Genomic DNA, 17,205 nt, shown 5'->3' on the forward strand with positions numbered 1-17,205 from the left:
GTGATCGGCGAGTCCCGGTGCCCTGGGGAGGTGTGCGATGCAGGACGAACGCCGGCTCGCCGTGCTCCGGGCCATCGTCGAGGACTACGTCTCCACGCAGGAGCCGGTGGGCTCCAAGGCCCTGGTGGAGCGGCACGGCCTGGGCGTCTCGCCGGCCACCGTGCGCAACGACATGGCGGCCCTGGAGGAGGAGGGGCTGATCACCCAGCCCCACACGAGCGCAGGTCGCATCCCCACCGACAAGGGCTACCGGCTCTTCGTCGACCGGCTGACGACGATCAAGCCGATGACCACCGCCGAGCGACGCGCCATCGCCACGATCCTCGACGGAGCCGTCGACCTCGACGACGTCGTGCAGCGGTCGGTGCGGCTGCTGGCCCAGCTGACCCACCAGGTCGCGATCGTGCAGTACCCCTCGCTGTCGCGCTCGACAGTGCGACACGTCGAGCTGGTCCTGCTGACCCCCACCCGGCTGCTGGTCATCTTGATCCTCGGCTCCGGCCGGGTCGAGCAGCGGCTCGTCGACCTCGACGTGGCCGTGGGGGACGACGACGTCGCCGCCCTGCGCGGCCGCCTGGCGGCCGCCATCACCGGCCGCACCATCCCCGAGGCCGCCATCGAGCTGGCCGCGGCCGTGCCGCCACCGGACGTGGCCGGCGTCCACGCCGCAGTGGCCGACGTCCTGCTCGAGGCTCTGTCCGACCACCGCTCCTCCGAGCGGGTCGCGGTGGGCGGTGCGGCCAACCTGGCCCGCTTCGGCGACAGCTTCGAGGTCTCGGTGCGACCCCTCCTGGAGGCGCTGGAGGAGCACGTCGTGCTGCTCAAGCTGCTGGGCGAGGCGCAGGGCGGCGGGATGGTCACGGTCCGCATCGGCCACGAGGGTCCCTACCAGGAGTTCGCCAGCACCAGCGTGGTCTCGACCGGCTACGGCCCGGGCGACGCGGCGATCGGCAACCTCGGCGTCGTCGGGCCCACCCGCATGGACTATCCCGGCACGATGGCCGCCGTCCGCGCGGTCGCCCGCTACGTCTCGCGGATCCTCGACGAAGCCTGACCACCAGCCCCCACGACTCCGAAGGACGAAGGACGCTCACCCTCGATGCCACCCGACCAGGACCTGTACGACCTCCTCGGCGTCGCCCGCGACGCCGATGCCGACGCGATCAAGAAGGCCTACCGCCGGCTCGCGCGTCAGCTGCACCCGGACGTCAACCCCGACCCGCAGACGCAGGAGCGGTTCAAGGAGGTCTCGCGCGCCTACGAGATCCTCAGCGACCCGCAGAAGCGCGCGGCGTACGACCGTGGCGGTGACGTCTTCGGCGGCGCCGGCGGGTTCGGTGCCGGGTTCTCGTTCACCGACATCATGGACGCCTTCTTCGGAGGACAGGGCGGGCCAACGGGCCGGGGCCCGCGGCCGAGGTCGCATCGCGGACAGGACGCCCTGATCCGGATGGAGGTGTCGCTGGCGGAGGCGGCCTTCGGCGTCACCCGCGAGCTCAAGGTCGACACCGCCGTCGTCTGTACGACGTGCCGGGGCGAGGGCACCGCGCCGGGCACCCATCCGGTGCCCTGCGAGACCTGTCGAGGCAGCGGCGAGGTGGCGCACGTGCAGCGCTCCTTCCTCGGCGAGATCCGGACCCTGCGCCCCTGCTCGGCCTGTCGCGGCTTCGGCACGCTGATCCCCGACCCCTGCCGGGAGTGCTCCGGCGACGGCCGCATCCGCGCGCGTCGCTCGATCACCGTCAAGATCCCGCCCGGGGTCGACCACGGCACCCGCGTCCAGCTGGCCGCCGAGGGCGAGGTCGGCCCGGGAGGCGGGCCTCCGGGAGACCTCTACGTCGAGGTGTACGTCGAGCCGCACGAGGTGTTCAGCCGTGAGGGCACGACCCTGCACTGCGCGGTGACCGTCCCGATGACCGCGGCCGCGCTCGGGACGACACTGACGGTGCCCACGCTGGAGGCCGACCTCGAGTCGGGCGCGGGCTCGGGTCTGGAGACGTCGTTCGAGCTCGACCTCAAGGCCGGGACCCAGTCGGGCTCCGAGCTGACCTTCCGGGGTCGCGGGGTCCCCGGGCTCCGCGGTGGGCGCGGCGACCTGGTCGTCACCGTGGTGGTCGACACCCCCACGCGGCTCGACCCGCGCCAGGAGGAGCTGCTGCGCGAGCTGGCCGCGATCCGCGACGAGGAGAAGCCGGACGGCCGGCTCGGCTCCAGCCGTGGCTCGGGCTCGGTGTTCGGCCGCATCCGCGACGCCTTCAACGGACACTGAGCGGCTCCGGCGATGTCACTGCCGGTCCACTGGGTGCCGGGGCTCGACGGCGTCCGGTCCGGAGCGCGGGTGGAGATCGAGGGTGACGAGGCGCATCATGCTGTCGCCGTGCGCCGTCTGCGGGTCGGCGAGGCGCTCCTGCTCACCGACGGCGCCGGCACCCTGGTCACCGCCACGGTCGCCGAGACCGGCAAGCGGCTGCTCGTCGTGACCGCGGAGCGGATCGAGCACGTCAGCGAGCCGACGCCGTCGGTGACGGTCGTGCAGGCGCTGCCCAAGGGCGACCGCGGCGAGCTCGCCGTGGAGGTGCTGACCGAGGTCGGCGTGGCGCGGATCGTCCCGTGGGCGGCGGCGCGCTCGGTCGCCGTGTGGCGGGGCGAGCGGGCGACCCGCTCGGTCGAGCGCTGGCGGACGACGGCGCTCCAGGCCGCCAAGCAGGCTCGGCGGGCGTGGTTCCCCGAGGTTGCCGGGCTCGCCGGCACCGACGAGGTCTGCGCCCTGGTCTCCGCTGCCGGTACCGCGCTCGTGTTGCACGAGGCGGCCCGGGAGCCGCTGGCCGCGGTGGTCCCGGCTGCCGGCTCGGTCGTGGTCGTGGTCGGCCCCGAGGGTGGGCTCACCGACGAGGAGGTCGCGAGCTTCGAGAGCGCGGGTGCGCACGCCGTACACCTCGGGGCCGAGGTCCTGCGCACCTCGACCGCGGGAGTGGCCGCCGTCGCCGCTCTGCTGGCGCGGACCCCCCGCTGGGCCTGACCCTCACCCTCCCCTCACCCTCGTTGAGCGAGCCCGGAGGGCCAACTCAACGAGGGTGGGGGCCGAGGGGCCGGGGGTGTCGATCTGGGCTCTGCGACGCTCTGCCGGGTCAGCGTCCTGGGCGGAGGACGACGACGCGGGTGTCGGTGTCGACGTGGTGGCCGCCGTTGCGGGCCACCACGGTGTAGCTGCCCGGTGACACGCCGGCGATGTCGACCACGACCCGCCAGCGGTAGCGGCCGCTCGCGTCAGGGGCGCCGGCCGACAGCGCCGTCTGCGTGCGCAGGGTCTTGTCGGAGCCGGCTCCACCGGAGCGGACCAGCCGCACGACGACCCGGTCCAACGGCGCCGCGTCGGTGCCGGTCAGCACGAGCCGGGTGCCACGCGGGTGCATCCCATCGACAGCCGGGCGCGAGATGTCGATCCGCGACAGCAGATCGGCCGCTCCGCCCGGAGCCACCGGGTGACCGGTGGGCACGCCGAGCACCGACGCGACAGGCAGGCCGCCGCGCACGAAGAGCACGTCGGCACCGGAGTGCGACGCCGCCCGGAGGGTGTAGACCGCCGACTGGACGACGACGTACGCCATCCGGGCGCTCATGCTCGCCGGCCTCGCCAGGGGCGCCCGCCCGAGGTCGACCCGGATCACCCCGTCGCTCAGCTCCGCCGAGGTCAGCCATCCCGGAGACCAGCCGAGCCGGTAGTCGTGGTCGAAGGGGGTCGCCATCAGCCTGGTGACGGCCGCCCGGAGCGGCTCGAGCCCGGCGGAGACCGGCGTGTCCTGGCGGTAGAGGACGTCGCCCCGGGGGCTGTGCCCGAGGTAGTAGATCGGCAGGTCGACCAGCTTCGGGCGGCTCGTGTCCCCCGGCCCGGCCGGGTCCGAGGCGGTCATCGTCGGCAGTGCCGTGCCGCCGTTGCCGGCGGGTCCGATGCCGGGCGACTTGTCGCCGACTACCGACGTCAGGTAGGCGATCACCCCGATCACCGCCGCGGTGGCCACGATCCCGGTCGCGGCGTACCACGAGCGCGAGCGCGCCATCGGGACCACCCTCGGGCTCGGGTGCACCGACGCGCGGAGCTGGTCGATCCGGTCGGCGGGCTCGATGTCGCACACGGCGTCGGAGAGGAGGCGGCGGAGCCGGTCGTCGTCGCTCATCGCGACTCCTCGAGGACGGCGCCGAGCTCGGCTCGGAGCGCGGCGGCACCACGTGAGGCGTGGCTCTTCACCGCGCCTCGGCTGATCTGGAGGACGTCGGCGATCTCGGCCTCGGTGAGGTCCAGGTAGTAGCGCAGGGCCAGCACCTCGCGCTGACGGCGGGGGAGTCGGCGCAGCGCCTCGAGGACGGCCGCCCTCCGGGCGTGGTCGTACGTCGCGTGGTCGGCGCCCCCGGCCGGCTCGAGCGGACCTGCCCGCTCGGCGTGACGGCGTACGACCGACAGGTGCCGCAGGTGCGACCGGGAGCGGTTGACGACGCTCTGGCGGAGGTAGGCCAGGGCCCGGTCGGGGTCGTGGAGGCGGTTCCACTTGGCGTGCACCGCGATGAAGCAGTCCTGCACGATCTCCTCGGCGGTGCCCACGTCGTGCACGAGGAGCACGCCCAGGCGGACCAGCTGCCGCCAGTGGGCGGCGTAGAGCAGCTCGAGCGCTTCGTCCGCGCTCCAGCCGGACGTCTGGCCCCGCGTCGGAGCCATCAGTCGGACCTCCACATGTCCGATCACGGTAGTGGCACGCGCGCTGGGGCCCTCAGGTTTACCCCGATCGTCGCTGCCGAGGCCGCCCGCGGACCTCGCGCCGGTGGCGGCGGGTGCCACGATGGCGCCATGCCCGACTGCCTGTTCTGCCAGATCATCGCCGGCGACATCCCGGCCGAGGTCGTCGCCGAGACGTCGACGGCCTTCGCCTTCCGCGACGTCAACCCCCAGGCGCCACTGCACGTGCTCGTCGTGCCCCGGACCCACGCCGCCGACGTCGGTGAGCTCGCCGAGGTGGAGCCGGGCACCGTGCCCGAGCTGGTGCGCGTGGCCCGTCAGGTCGCCACCGAGGCCGGGCACGACAGCTACCGCCTCGTGGTCAACACCGGGGCAGAGGCCGGCCAGACGGTCCTCCACGCCCACCTGCACGTGCTCGCGGGCCGGGCGCTGGCCTGGCCGCCGGGCTGAGGCCCGAGGACCGGTCGCTGGGTCGCGGGCGGCAAAGCACTGGGTCGACGGGGGTGCCCGCCCGTAGCATGGAACCGACATGACAGAGAGCCGACAGCCAGACCAGCCCACCGACCAGGCCCCGGGTGCCCGACACACCGTCGTGGTGCCCGGCAGCATCGACATGGTCCGCCTGCTCGGGCCCGGAGACGACCACCTCGCGCTGATCGAGCGGTCCTTCGACCTGCGGGTCCACGTCCGCGGCAACCGGATCACCTTGCAGGGCGACCCGGGAGAGGTCGCCCTGGCGGAGCGGCTCCTCGACGAGCTGGTCACCCTGATCCGGGCGGGGCAGGGCGTCACCGGCGAGACCGTCGAGCGGGTCCTGTCGATGCTGCGCGCCGAGACCACCGAGCGTCCGGCCGACGTGCTGTCGCTCAACATCCTCAGCAACCGTGGGCGCTCGATCCGACCCAAGACGCTGAACCAGAAGCGCTACGTCGACTCGATCGACCGGCACACCATCACCTTCGGGATCGGTCCCGCCGGCACGGGCAAGACCTACCTCGCGATGGCGAAGGCCGTGCAGGCGCTCCAGGCCAAGCAGGTCAACCGGATCATCCTGACCCGTCCGGCGGTCGAGGCGGGCGAGCGGCTCGGCTTCCTGCCCGGCACCCTGAGCGAGAAGATCGACCCCTACCTGCGACCGCTCTACGACGCTCTCCACGACATGGTCGACCCCGACTCGATCCCCAAGCTGCTGGCGGCGGGCACGATCGAGGTCGCGCCGCTGGCCTTCATGCGCGGGCGGTCGCTGAACGACTCCTTCATCATCCTCGACGAGGCGCAGAACACCTCCGCGGAGCAGATGAAGATGTTCCTGACCCGGCTCGGCTTCGGGTCGAAGATCGTGGTCACCGGCGACGTGACCCAGGTCGACCTGCCGAGTGGGGTCAGGTCGGGTCTGCGCATCATCGAGGGCATCCTCGGCGAGCTCGAGGACGTCTCGTTCCAGCGGCTGACGGCCCACGACGTCGTCCGGCACAAGCTGGTCGGGGAGATCGTCGCGGCCTACGAGGACTACGACGCGCGCCAGCCCCGCGTCACCGGCCGCTCCGACTGATGAGCATCGAGGTCCTCAACGAGTCGGGGCTCGACCTCGACCTGACCGGGCTCGCCGCGCTCAGCAGGTTCGTGCTGGTCCGGATGCGTGTCCATCCGCTGGCCGAGCTGTGCCTCAAGGCCGTCGACGAGGACACGATGGCCGCGCTCAACCAGCAGTGGATGGAGAAGGAGGGACCGACCGACGTGCTCGCCTTCCCGATGGACGAGCTGCGCCCGGGCCTGGTCACCGAGGAGCCGGAGGAGGGCGTCCTCGGGGACCTGGTGCTGTGCCCAGTGGTCGCCGAGCGGCAGGGCGCGGCGGCGGGTCACGGCACCGGCGCGGAGCTCGAGCTGCTGACGGTGCACGGGATCCTGCACCTGCTGGGCTACGACCACGCCGAGCCCGAGGAGCACCGGGAGATGTTCGGTCTCCAAGACGAGCTCCTCGCCGGGTGGCGGGCTGCCGGCCCGGAGGCGGCGCCGTCGGGCGTCGCGGATCCCGCCACGGATCCCGCCACGGATCCCGCCACGGATCGAGGAGCGTGACCCGGCCGTGAGCGACCCGACCGGGGGACCGGCCGGACTCGTGACCGCGGGTGCCCTCGTCGTCCTCGCCGGCGTCTTCTCGGCCGCCGACGCCGCGCTCACGTCGTACTCCCGGGCTCGTGCCGAGGAGCTCGCGGACGAGGGCCGGGCCGGTGCCCGGCGGCTCGTGACCCTGCTCGACGACCGCGCGCGCTACCTCAACACCGCGATCCTCCTGCGCCTGCTGTGCGAGACCGGCGCGGCCGTCCTGCTCACCCTGGTCGTGCTGCGGTGGTACTCCGGGTCGCGCTGGCCCACGGTGCTGACCACGGTCGGGGTGATGCTGGTCGTCTCGTTCGTCGTCGTGGGGGTCGCGCCGCGCACCGTCGGCCGTCAGCACGCCGACCGGGTGGCGCCGGTGGCCGCGCTGCTCCTGACGGTGGCCACCCGCGTCCTGGGTCCGGTCCCGCAGCTGCTGATCGTCGTCGGCAACGCGATCACGCCGGGCCGCGGCTTCCGCAGCGGCCCGTTCTCGACCGAGACCGAGCTGCGCGAGCTGGTCGACTACGCCGAGGCGTCCTCGGTGATCGAGTCGGGTGAGCGGGCGATGATCCACTCGGTCTTCGAGTTCGGCGACACGATCGCGCGCGAGGTGATGGTGCCCCGTGGCGACGTCGTCTACATCGAGCGCCACAAGAACCTCCGGCAGGCCCTGTCGCTGTTCCTGCGCTCGGGCTTCTCGCGCGTCCCGGTGGTCGACGACAACCTCGACGACGTGGTGGGGTTCGCCTACCTCAAGGACGTCGTCCGCCGCGACTTCGAGGATCCCGGCGTCGAGCTGACCCAGCACGTCGACGCCGTGATGCGGCCGGCGCTCTACGTCCCGGAGTCCAAGCCGGTCGACGCGCTGCTCTCGGAGATGCAGGCCTCACGCCAGCACATCGCGGTCGTCGTCGACGAGTACGGCGGCACGGCCGGGCTCGTCACCATCGAGGACCTGCTGGAGGAGATCGTCGGCGAGATCACCGACGAGTACGACGCCGACCAGGTCGAGACCGAGTCGCTGGCCGACGGCTCGGTCCGGGTCTCCTCGCGCTTCCCGATCGACGACCTCGACGAGCTGGTCGGTGTCGACGTCGAGGACGAGGACGTCGACAGCGTGCTCGGGCTGATGGCCAAGCACCTCGGGCGGGTGCCGATCCCGGGCTCGCACGTCGAGGCTGAGGGCCTGCGCTTCGTCGCCGAGGCGGCGACCGGCCGGCGCAACAAGATCGAGAGCGTCGTCGTGAGCCGGGTTCCCGACGCCGACTCGGTGGCCTCTCGGGACTGACCATCTCCGGGAGCAGCCGGGGGAGGCGGTCCTCAGTCGGCCGACAGCGTGATGTCGACCATCAGCGCGTGGGCCAGGGCCTCGAGGGTCCCGCGCAGCTCGTCGGTGCTCGCCTCCGGCGGCGCGACCAGCACGGCGTGCGCCTCGAAGAGCAGGCCGCCGGCCATCGGGGCGGCCCGCAGGTCGGTGCTGAGCTCCTCGATCCCGATCCCCTCGGCGGCCAGGGCAGCGGAGATCTCGGCCACGATGCCGGGATGGTCGGCGCCGAGGAGCTCGAGGGTCAGCCGCTTCGACGGGACCTCGACCGGCACGTCGGTGCGCTCCAGGACGACGAGGAGGCCACTGTCCTTCAGGGCCGTCAGGTCGGCGACCAGCGCCTCGGCGCGGTCGTCCTCGACATCGAGGAGCAGGACGCCGGCGAACTTGCCGGCCAGCCGGGCCATCTGGCTGCGCTCCCAGCTGGCGCCGTGCGCGCTGATCGGCGCGGACAGGGCCGAGACCAGCCCGGGACGGTCGTCGCCGACGCAGGTGAGGGTGAACGTGGCCATGGCACAGGCTACGACCTCGCTGGGCTCTCACGCGGCCTCGTCTCGCCGGCCACTGTGCACGGACTGTCCGGGAGGTCAGCGAGGGTGAGGCGGCTAGCGTGGCGGCATGGCGGAGGTGGCAGAGGCGACGGACGACCCGGGGCTGTCGGGGGAGGATCGCAAGCTGATCACTCTGGCCAGGGCGACGATGGCGCGGACCGGGGCGCCGGAGGGTGCCGCGGTGCGCGACCTCGACGGACGCACGTACGCCGCTGCCGCGGTCTCGCTGCCCAGCCTCCAGCTCTCCGCCCTGGAGGTCTGCGTCGCGATGGCCATCTCCTCGGGGTCGCGCGGGCTGGAGGCGGCGGTCCGGCTCGGCGGCGACCGTGGGCCGGATCTGCGCGCCCTCGCCGAGTTCGCCGGCCCCGACGTCGTCCTGCACCTGGGCGACGCCCGCGGTCGGCTCGCCGACTGACGGCCGCCCGACTCCCACCTCTCGGAAGGCTCGGCATGAGCGACTCACCGGCCGCGGCGGCCGGCACCTGGACCCTGGGCGGGCGCATCGTCAACAGGCTCGGCTTCGGGGCGATGCGGCTGTCCGGGGCCGGGGGCATGGGTCGCGGCGAGGACCGCGATCCCGACCGGTCCGCCGAGGTCGTCCGTCGCGCCGTCGAGCTCGGCGTGAACCACATCGACACCGCCGAGTTCTACTTCTCGCCCACCTGCCGCGCCAACGACGTCATCCGGGCCGCCCTCGCGCCGTACGACGAGGGGCTCACCATCGTCACCAAGGTCGGCCCCGGTCGTGACCTGGCCACCGGCGCGTGGCACGACTGGGCTCGTCCGGACCAGCTGCGCGCACCCGTCGAGCGCAACCTCGCGAGCCTGGGCCTGGACCGTCTCCACGTCGTCAGCTACCGCAGCAACGGGCGCGACGACGTGCCGGCCGCCGTGGCGGCCCTGGCAGCCCTGCGCGACGAGGGCCTGATCGGGCACGTCGGGGTCTCGAACGTCGGGCCGGACGCCCTCGCCGCAGCCAGGCAGGTGACCGAGATCGTCTGCGTCCAGAACCGGCACTCGCTCGGCTACCAGCGCTCCGACACCACCGATGTCCTGGCCGAGTGCCGCGCGGCCGGTACGGCGTTCGTGCCCTTCTTCAGCATCGCCGCCCAGGCACGGGAGGCCCGCGCCGAGGAGTCCCACGACGTGGTCGGGTCCGTCGCGGCCGCCCACGGCGTCACCGCGGCGCAGATCAGGCTCGCGTGGACCCTGGCCCTGGGGCCGCACGTCCTGGCCATTCCCGGGACCGGCGACCTCGCCCATCTCCAGCAGAACGTCGCGGCGGCGGCGCTGCGACTCACCGCCGACGACCTCGCGAGGCTGTCCGCCGCCGGATGAACCGGACCTGTTCTCCGCTGGGGCGGCGCGGCGGGGTAAATTGCCGTCCGTGCTCATCGGAGAGGCCGCGCACGAGGCCGCGGTCGCGCGTCTGCGCGCGTCGTACGCCGAGATCCCCGCCGGGCAGACCGTGCGTCTGGCCAAGAAGACCTCGAACCTCTTCCGGCCCCGCGCAGCCAGCGATGCCCCCGGTCTCGACGTCTCCGGTCTCGGTGGCGTGATCTCGGTCGACACCGAGGCCCGGACCGCAGACGTGCAGGGCATGTGCACCTACGAGCACCTCGTCGACGAGACGCTCCCGCTCGGGTTCATCCCCTACGTCGTCCCGCAGCTGCGCACGATCACCCTCGGTGGTGCCGTCAGCGGCCTCGGCATCGAGTCGACGAGCTTCCGCAGCGGTCTTCCCCACGAGTCGGTGCTGGAGATGGACATCTTCACCGGTGCCGGCGAGGTCGTCACGACCCGGTCCGGCGAGCAGGGCGAGCACGGCGACCTGTTCGAGACGTTCCCCAACTCCTACGGGTCGCTCGGCTACGCCACCCGGCTGCGGATCAGGCTCGAGCCGGTGCCGTCGTACGTCAGCCTGCGGCACGTGCGCTTCGACGACGCCGGCCTGCTCTCCAAGACCATCTCCGAGATCATGGGGACCCGGCAGTACGACGGGGTCCGGGTCGACGGCCTCGACGGGACAGCGTTCCAACCGGGGGAGTACTACCTGACCCTGGCGGAGTGGACCGAGCGCGCCGACACCACGCCGTCGGACTACACCGGGCGGCAGATCTTCTACCGCTCGATTCCCGAGCTCGCGGCGTCGGGGTCCGGACACGACCTGCTGACGATGCACGACTACCTCTGGCGATGGGACACCGACTGGTTCTGGTGCTCCCGCGCCTTCGGCGCCCAGCACCCGCTGGTGCGCCGGGTCTGGCCCCGCCGCTACAAGCGCAGCGACGTCTACTACCGGATGGTCCGGCTCGACCAGCGCCTGCACGTCGGCGCCTGGCTCGACCGCCGCAAGGGCAACCCCGAGGGCGAGCGCGTCGTCCAGGACGTCGAGATCCCGGTCGACCGTCTCGGCGACTTCCTCGAGTGGTTCGACGCCGAGGTCGGGATGCGACCGGTCTGGCTGTGCCCCCTGGTGGCCGGCCGGAAGTGGCCGACCTACCCGCTGCGGCCGGGCGAGGCGTACGTCAACGTCGGGTTCTGGGGCAACGTCGGAGTGGGTCCCGAGGCGCCCGAGGCGCCACGCAACCGCGCGATCGAGTCCAAGGTCCACGAGCTCGACGGGCACAAGTCCCTCTACTCCGAGGCGTTCTACGACCGAGAGACCTTCGACGGGCTCTACGACGGCGCCAACCTCGCCCGGGTCAAGGACCGCTACGACCCCGACCACCGGCTGACCAGCCTGTACGACAAAGCCGTGAGGAGAAGATAGATGGCCAACCACAGGCCGAGCCTGACGATCGCCGATGCCTTCCAGCAGGTGCTGGACGGCTCCCTGCCGCTGCGCTTCACGGCCTACGACGGCAGCGCGAGCGGGCCCGAGGACGCGCCGTACGGCATGACCCTGAAGAACGAGCGCGGTCTGGCGTACCTCATGACGGCCCCGGGCGACCTCGGCCTGGGCCGGGCCTACGTCTCGGGCGACATCGACGTGACCGGTCTCCACCCGGGCGACCCTTACGAGGCGCTCAAGGTGCTCCAGGTCGGGCTGCGGATGAAGATGCCGTCGCCGGCCGAGCTGGTGCGCATCGTGACCGCCCTCGGGATCTCCCACCTCAAGCCGCCGCCGCCCCCGCCGCAGGAGACGCTGCCGCGCTGGCGCCGGGTGGTCGAGGGCGTGCGCCACTCGCGCAAGCGCGACTCCGAGGCGATCCACCACCACTACGACGTGTCGAACGCGTTCTACCAGCACGTCCTGGGTCCCTCCATGACCTACACATGCGCGGTGTACCCGACCGACGACGCGACCCTGGAGCAGGCGCAGTTCTACAAGTACGACCTGATCGCCCGCAAGCTCGACCTGAAGCCGGGCATGCGGCTGCTGGACGTCGGCTGCGGATGGGGCGGCATGGTCCGCCACGCCGCCGAGCACTACGGCGTCGAGGTGCTCGGCGTCACGCTCTCGCGGGAGCAGGCGACCTGGGCGCAGGAGAGGATCAAGGAGCAGGGCCTCGACCACCTCGCGGAGGTGCGGCACAGCGACTACCGCGCGGTGGGCGAGGACGGGTTCGACGCCGTCAGCTCGATCGGTCTGACCGAGCACATCGGCGTGAAGAACTACCCGGCGTACTTCGGGTTCCTGCGCGACCGGCTGCGCCCGCAGGGCCGCCTGCTCAACCACTGCATCACCCGAGCCCACAACAAGCACCAGGAGACGGGCGCCTTCATCGACCGCTACGTCTTCCCCGACGGCGAGCTGACCGGCTCGGGGCGCATCGTCACCGAGGTCCAGAACGTCGGCCTCGAGGTCCAGCACGAGGAGAACTTCCGCGTCCACTACGCCAAGACGCTGGCGCAGTGGAACAAGAACCTCGAGCAGAGCTGGGACGCCTGCGTCGCGGAGGTCGGCGAGGGCACGGCGCGGGTCTGGGGCCTCTACATGGCCGGCTCGAGGCTCGCCTTCGAGCGCAACGAGATCCAGCTGCACCACGTGCTGGCGACCAAGACCAGCGACGACGGCGAGGCGGGGTACCCCATCCGTCCGCGCTTCACCGAGGAGGCGAGCTACCCCGAGGCCTGAGCCGTGACCCGGAGCCCGGCCGCGAGACGGCGGGCCCGCAGGTGGCGCCAGGTCGCGAGGACGACGAGGGCATAGCCCACGCCGGCCAGCTCGTCGACGAGGTAGTGCTCGCCGCCGTAGAGCAGCGAGAAGCCCATCACGACCGGGTAGCAGGCGAGCAGGGCCTTGCCCCACCACCGCGCCCCGAACCAGAAGAACCCCGCCGCCAGCGTCGCGTACGCCGTGTGCAGCGACGGCATGGCCGCCACCGGGTTCACGAGGTACTGACCCTGGCTGACCAGGCCGCCGACCATGTGGAGCCCGACCGAGTCGAAGCCCTCGACGGTGTAGCGCCCGACGAAGCCACCCGGGAAGACCCGCCCGTCGTCGGCCAGCCAGGGCGGCGCCATCGGGTACAGGAAGTACGTCGCGACGCCGGCCACCGCGAGCGCGACCACCATCGACATCCAGACGCGGAAGCGGCGTCGGTCGCGGATCCACAGCACGATCGCCACGATCGGCATCACCAGGAAGTGGGAGCAGTAGACGAGGCTGACCAGCACGCCGTACCACGGCACCGCGGTGCCCGGGTGGAGGTGCTCCTGCACCCAGGTGGTCGGCATCGTGCCCATCCCGAGGCGGTCGCCGAGCCACTGGTCCACCCGGATCGGGAAGGTGACGTGCAGCGGGATGCCGAGGGAGTTGTGCACGCCGGCGATCGGGTAGTCGCCGGTCCTGACCTGCTCCGCGGAGTACGGCGATGCGTAGCCACGGCTGTAGTCGTAGGCGACGAGCACCGCCTCGAAGGGCAGCCAGTCCAGCATCATCTGCGCCCAGGCACGCCACCCGCGGCCGAGCACGACGATCGTCAGCAGCACCAGGATCGCGGCGTAGATGCCGAGCCGGTCGGTCGGCACGCCCTGGGTGGCGACGAACCACGACGCCCACCCGACGTACGCCGCGAGGGCCGCCCAGCGCACGTGGCTCCAGCGCCAGCCCAGCCAGGGCACCCGATCGGGCGTGGCGGGCGCGGGGTCCGGCACCGCCGAGCGCTCGGTCTCGGGGGCGTGGATCGCGGGCACCCGGCGATGCTAGCCCCGCGGGCGCGCGGCACTAGCCTGAGGAGCGATGACGACCAGGTCCGTGCGCTACGACGCCGTGGTGGAGCGGCGTGAGCAGGTCTCGCCGCACCTGGTACGGCTCACGCTGTCGGTGCCGGGGTTCGCGTCCACGGGGATCCCCGACGAGTGGGTCGGCCTGGTCGTCCCGGGCCAGTTCCAGTCGCGCTACTACACCGTGCGCTCCCTCGACGGGGAGCAGCTGGTGCTCGACGTCGTGACCCACGACCGGGGCCTGGTCACCGAGTGGGCCAGCGGCGAGTGCGTCGGCGACCGGCCGGTCGTCACCGCGCCTCAGGGATCGTTCTCACCACCACCGCTGGCGACCTGGCTGCTCCTGGTGGGCGATCTGACCGCGATGCCGGCGATGGCTCGCATCCTCGCCAGCGTCGACCTGCCGACTCGGGTGTGGGCCGAGGTGCCCGACGACCTCGACGGGTACCTGCCCGACGGTGCCGACGTCACCTGGCTGGAGCCGCCCGCCGAGGGTCGCTCGCGGCTGGGTGAGGTCGTCGAGGGCCTCGACTGGCCGACGGGCGAGGGCTACTTCTGGATGGCCGGCGAGTCGGCGCAGATGCGGGTGATCCGCAAGCACCTGATGCGCGCGCGCGGCCTGGCCAACGCGGCGTACGACGTCATGGGCTACTGGCGCGCGGTCGGGTCACGGCAGCCACGCGCGGTCGACCCGGGCCCGATCTGGCGGGCCGGGAAGTCGCAGGGCAGGACCGACGAGCAGATCTGGGCGGCGTACGACGAGGCGCGCGGTGTCTGACCACTCCGCGTTCGCCCAGGTCCCCGACGGCTACCGCAGCGGGTTCGCGTCGTTCGTCGGGCGACCCAACGCCGGCAAGTCGACCCTGACCAACGCGCTGGTCGGCACCAAGATCGTGATCACCTCCGACAAGCCGCAGACCACCCGCACGGTGGTCCGCGGCATCGTGCACCGACCGGATGCGCAGCTGATCCTGGTCGACACCCCCGGGCTGCACCGGCCGCGCACGCTGCTGGGGGAGCGTCTCAACGACCTGGTGCGCACGACCTGGGCGGAGGTGGACGTGGTCGCGGTGTGCTTCCCCGCCGACGAGCGGATCGGGCCCGGTGACCGGTTCATCGTCACCGAGCTGGCCAAGGTACGGCGCACGCCGAAGGTCGCGGTCGCCACCAAGACCGACCTGGCGGCGCCGCAGCGGATCGGCGAGCACCTCCAGGACATCGCCGCGCTCGGCGCGGAGACGGGCACCGACTGGGCCGAGATCGTGCCTGTCTCGGCGGTCTCGGGCGACCAGGTCGGGCTGCTGGCCGACCTGCTCGTCGGGCTGATGCCCGAGGGCCCTCCGCTCTACCCCGAGGGCGACCTCACCGACGCCCCCGAGGAGGTGCTCGTCGGCGAGCTGGTCCGGGAGGCGGCGCTGGACGGTGTCCGCGACGAGCTGCCGCACTCCATCGCCGTCGTGGTCGAGGAGATGTCGCTGCGCGAGGGGCGGCCGGACGACAAGCCGCTGCTCGACATCCGCGCCGAGCTCTACGTCGAGAGGGACTCCCAGAAGGGGATCGTGATCGGCCACCGGGGCGCCCGCCTGCGCCAGGTCGGCACGGCGGCCCGCCAGCAGATCGAGGCACTGCTCGGGACCCCGGTCTTCCTCGACCTCCACGTCAAAGTCGCCAAGGACTGGCAGCGCGACCCCCGGCAGCTCCGCAAGCTGGGCTTCTGACCTCGGGCCCGGCCACCCGCCGCATCCGTCGACGGGTGAGCTGGGGGTCAGCTGGCGGTCAGCTGGGAGTCCAGCAGACGCCGTAGGTCTGGCCGGCCCGCCACTGCTGGCGGCTGGGCCACTGGTAGGACCACGTGTAGTGCAGCGGGTCGCTGGCGACGTCGTTGGCCGCGCTCTTGCAGATCTCCTCGCCGGCCGAGCGCACCTTGTCCACTCCCGGGTAGATGCCGGGGGCGAAGCCGACGGTCCGCAGGGCCCTCCAGGCGTGGGGCGCCGCGCAGACGCGCTGCTCGAAGCCGGCCTGCCCGGGCTCCGCCGTCCCGCACATGCCGTAGTGGTCACGCCCCGCCGTCTCGGCCAGGACACCGTGCAGCGGGCCGCGCAGGAGCGCGAGGTTCTGGTCTCCGCGCAGGGCGATGGCGGTGCACACGAACCAGTGCGAGCCCACGGCGGCCTGCTCGGCCGACGGCGCGAACCAGACCGTGCGTAGCATGCTGACCCGGCGCTGGTCGAGGGTGCCGCCGACGTACGTCGCGAACCGGTGCGTGCACGCGGTCGACTCGAGGTGACGCACCTGCGCTCCGTCGACGGCGAGGTGACGGTCGAACCTCCCGACGAAGAAGGCGACGGCGGTGTGGACGCGCGTGCAGGGCGCCGGCCTCTTGGCAAGCGTCGGTGCCAGCGCCTCGTCGTACCCCAGGCGGTAGCAGCTGCCGACCTGGGGCGCCGTCGCCGGCTGGACCGGGACCTGCCCGCTCGAGGACGCGGGCGGGCCGGGAGCCGAGGAGTGCTGGCCGGGCGAGCCACCGGCGCTGGGAGGGGAGCTGCCCGACCCGGAGCACGCGGAGAGGAGCGCTGCGAGAGCCACGACGGGGACGACGACTCGCAGCGCGTGCGACATCGTGACGAACCCCCAGCGGGTCGGGACCGGACCCCGGCGAGCCTACCCAAGCGGGTCGGCGCGGCCCGCGGCACCCGTGGCCTAGCATCGCGGCGTGCTCGAGGTGCGTCCGGCGTCCCGTGCCGATCGACGCGAGGTCGTGCGCGTGCTCGCGACTGCCTTCGCCGACGATCCGGTGATGCGCTGGCTGGTGCCGACCGGTCTCCGGCTCGAGCCGCTCTTCGGTGCCCACGTTCGGATGGCCAACGCCGACCGACAGGTCGTCGACCTCGCGCTGCGCGACGGCGAGCCCGTCGGCGCGGCCATCTGGCACGAGCCCGGCTACCGCCCCGGCCCCTGGCGCCAGCTGGCATCGCTGCCGCGCTACGCCATCGCGCTGCGACGTAACCTGGGGCGCGGCGCGGAGCTGGAGAACCTCCTGCACGGCGTCCGGCCGGACGAGGAGTTCTGGTACCTCGCCGGTGTCGGGGCGGTGCATCGCGGCGAGGGGATCGGCAGCGCGCTTCTCCAGCACCGGCTCGAGCTGGTCGGCGGACCGGCGTACCTCGAGAGCAGCAAGCAGGAGAACCTCGCCCTCTACACCAGGTTCGGCTTCGAGGTCCGCGACTCGCTGCGGCCGCCGGACGGCCCGGAGCTGTGGCCCATGCGCCGCCCCCCATGACCACACAACTGGGATAGTCCCTGACAGAAGAGTCGTCTACGGCCTCGAT

At 72.6% G+C, this 17,205-nt stretch carries 19 protein-coding genes; 14 read left to right on the forward strand and 5 right to left on the reverse strand.

Going from position 1 to position 17,205, the window contains the following annotated elements; genetic code table 11:
• Positions 1-37 precede the first annotated feature (37 nt).
• The 3 genes from hrcA to VHW64_RS11250 are packed head-to-tail and all read left to right on the forward strand — an operon-like array spanning position 38 to position 3,019.
• The gene (hrcA, locus tag VHW64_RS11240; RefSeq protein WP_329650642.1) at positions 38-1,054 is read left to right on the forward strand and encodes a heat-inducible transcriptional repressor HrcA; all 1,017 of its coding nucleotides are present in this window, start codon (positions 38-40) and stop codon (positions 1,052-1,054) included.
• Positions 1,055-1,099: 45 nt separating this feature from the next.
• Entirely contained in the window at positions 1,100-2,269 is a 1,170-nt protein-coding gene (gene dnaJ, locus VHW64_RS11245; protein ID WP_329650643.1) for a molecular chaperone DnaJ, read from the forward strand.
• Positions 2,270-2,281: 12 nt separating this feature from the next.
• A complete protein-coding gene (locus VHW64_RS11250; protein ID WP_329650644.1) occupies positions 2,282-3,019 on the forward strand; it encodes a 16S rRNA (uracil(1498)-N(3))-methyltransferase in 738 nt (245 codons plus the stop codon).
• A gap of 109 nt (positions 3,020-3,128) precedes the next feature.
• Here VHW64_RS11250 and VHW64_RS11255 read toward each other — a convergent pair whose 3' ends face one another.
• Positions 3,129-4,175 carry a hypothetical protein gene (locus tag VHW64_RS11255; protein WP_329650645.1) on the reverse strand — a complete coding sequence of 349 codons (1,047 nt, stop codon included), beginning with the start codon at positions 4,173-4,175 and terminating at the stop codon, positions 3,129-3,131.
• A complete protein-coding gene (locus VHW64_RS11260; protein WP_329650646.1) occupies positions 4,172-4,711 on the reverse strand; it encodes a SigE family RNA polymerase sigma factor in 540 nt (179 codons plus the stop codon). Before VHW64_RS11260 ends, VHW64_RS11255 begins: the two co-directional genes overlap by 4 nt.
• Before the next feature lie 129 nt (positions 4,712-4,840).
• On the opposite strand from VHW64_RS11260, the gene VHW64_RS11265 reads away from it, so the two are divergent.
• From VHW64_RS11265 to VHW64_RS11280, 4 genes are all read left to right on the forward strand, one after another.
• A complete protein-coding gene (locus VHW64_RS11265; RefSeq protein WP_329650647.1) occupies positions 4,841-5,179 on the forward strand; it encodes an HIT domain-containing protein in 339 nt (112 codons plus the stop codon).
• A gap of 79 nt (positions 5,180-5,258) precedes the next feature.
• The gene (locus VHW64_RS11270; protein ID WP_329650648.1) at positions 5,259-6,281 is read left to right on the forward strand and encodes a PhoH family protein; all 1,023 of its coding nucleotides are present in this window, start codon (positions 5,259-5,261) and stop codon (positions 6,279-6,281) included.
• The gene (ybeY, locus tag VHW64_RS11275; protein ID WP_329650649.1) at positions 6,281-6,808 is read left to right on the forward strand and encodes an rRNA maturation RNase YbeY; all 528 of its coding nucleotides are present in this window, start codon (positions 6,281-6,283) and stop codon (positions 6,806-6,808) included. The genes VHW64_RS11270 and ybeY overlap by 1 nt, the downstream gene beginning before the upstream one ends.
• A gap of 7 nt (positions 6,809-6,815) precedes the next feature.
• Positions 6,816-8,117, forward strand: a complete 1,302-nt coding sequence (locus VHW64_RS11280) for a hemolysin family protein (protein WP_329650650.1) — start codon at positions 6,816-6,818, stop codon at positions 8,115-8,117.
• Positions 8,118-8,149: 32 nt separating this feature from the next.
• Here VHW64_RS11280 and VHW64_RS11285 read toward each other — a convergent pair whose 3' ends face one another.
• A complete protein-coding gene (locus tag VHW64_RS11285) occupies positions 8,150-8,665 on the reverse strand; it encodes a glycine cleavage system protein R (RefSeq protein WP_329650651.1) in 516 nt (171 codons plus the stop codon).
• 106 nt (positions 8,666-8,771) lie between these two features.
• Between VHW64_RS11285 and VHW64_RS11290 the strand changes: the two genes are divergently transcribed.
• Genes VHW64_RS11290 through VHW64_RS11305 form a run of 4 tightly spaced genes read left to right on the forward strand, consistent with a single transcriptional unit; the run spans position 8,772 to position 12,785 of the window.
• Positions 8,772-9,119: a cytidine deaminase gene (locus VHW64_RS11290; protein ID WP_329650652.1), complete on the forward strand. Its 348-nt coding sequence runs from the start codon at positions 8,772-8,774 to the stop codon at positions 9,117-9,119.
• Between the two features lie 35 nt (positions 9,120-9,154).
• Positions 9,155-10,042, forward strand: coding sequence for an aldo/keto reductase (locus tag VHW64_RS11295; RefSeq protein ID WP_329650653.1), 888 nt, complete (start codon positions 9,155-9,157; stop codon positions 10,040-10,042).
• Between the two features lie 49 nt (positions 10,043-10,091).
• Positions 10,092-11,477: an FAD-binding oxidoreductase gene (locus tag VHW64_RS11300; RefSeq protein ID WP_329650654.1), complete on the forward strand. Its 1,386-nt coding sequence runs from the start codon at positions 10,092-10,094 to the stop codon at positions 11,475-11,477.
• A complete protein-coding gene (locus VHW64_RS11305; protein WP_329650655.1) occupies positions 11,478-12,785 on the forward strand; it encodes a class I SAM-dependent methyltransferase in 1,308 nt (435 codons plus the stop codon).
• Here the strand turns inward: VHW64_RS11305 and VHW64_RS11310 are convergent.
• Positions 12,770-13,846, reverse strand: coding sequence for a phosphatase PAP2 family protein (locus VHW64_RS11310; protein WP_329650656.1), 1,077 nt, complete (start codon positions 13,844-13,846; stop codon positions 12,770-12,772). The genes VHW64_RS11305 and VHW64_RS11310 overlap by 16 nt on opposite strands.
• A 46-nt stretch (positions 13,847-13,892) precedes the next feature.
• Here VHW64_RS11310 and VHW64_RS11315 point away from each other — a divergent pair, with 46 nt between their 5' ends.
• Positions 13,893-14,654 carry a siderophore-interacting protein gene (locus VHW64_RS11315; protein ID WP_329650657.1) on the forward strand — a complete coding sequence of 254 codons (762 nt, stop codon included), beginning with the start codon at positions 13,893-13,895 and terminating at the stop codon, positions 14,652-14,654.
• Positions 14,647-15,594, forward strand: coding sequence for a GTPase Era (era, locus tag VHW64_RS11320; protein ID WP_329650658.1), 948 nt, complete (start codon positions 14,647-14,649; stop codon positions 15,592-15,594). Before VHW64_RS11315 ends, era begins: the two co-directional genes overlap by 8 nt.
• Positions 15,595-15,652: 58 nt before the next feature.
• On the opposite strand, the gene VHW64_RS11325 is transcribed toward era, so the two are convergent.
• A complete protein-coding gene (locus VHW64_RS11325) occupies positions 15,653-16,495 on the reverse strand; it encodes a septum formation family protein (RefSeq protein ID WP_329650659.1) in 843 nt (280 codons plus the stop codon).
• Positions 16,496-16,589: 94 nt separating this feature from the next.
• On the opposite strand from VHW64_RS11325, the gene VHW64_RS11330 reads away from it, so the two are divergent.
• A complete protein-coding gene (locus VHW64_RS11330) occupies positions 16,590-17,156 on the forward strand; it encodes a GNAT family N-acetyltransferase (protein WP_329650660.1) in 567 nt (188 codons plus the stop codon).
• Positions 17,157-17,205 lie beyond the last annotated feature (49 nt).

It is taken from the genome of Nocardioides sp. (assembly GCF_036267815.1).
In the GTDB taxonomy this organism is placed as follows: Bacteria; Actinomycetota; Actinomycetes; order Propionibacteriales; family Nocardioidaceae; genus Nocardioides.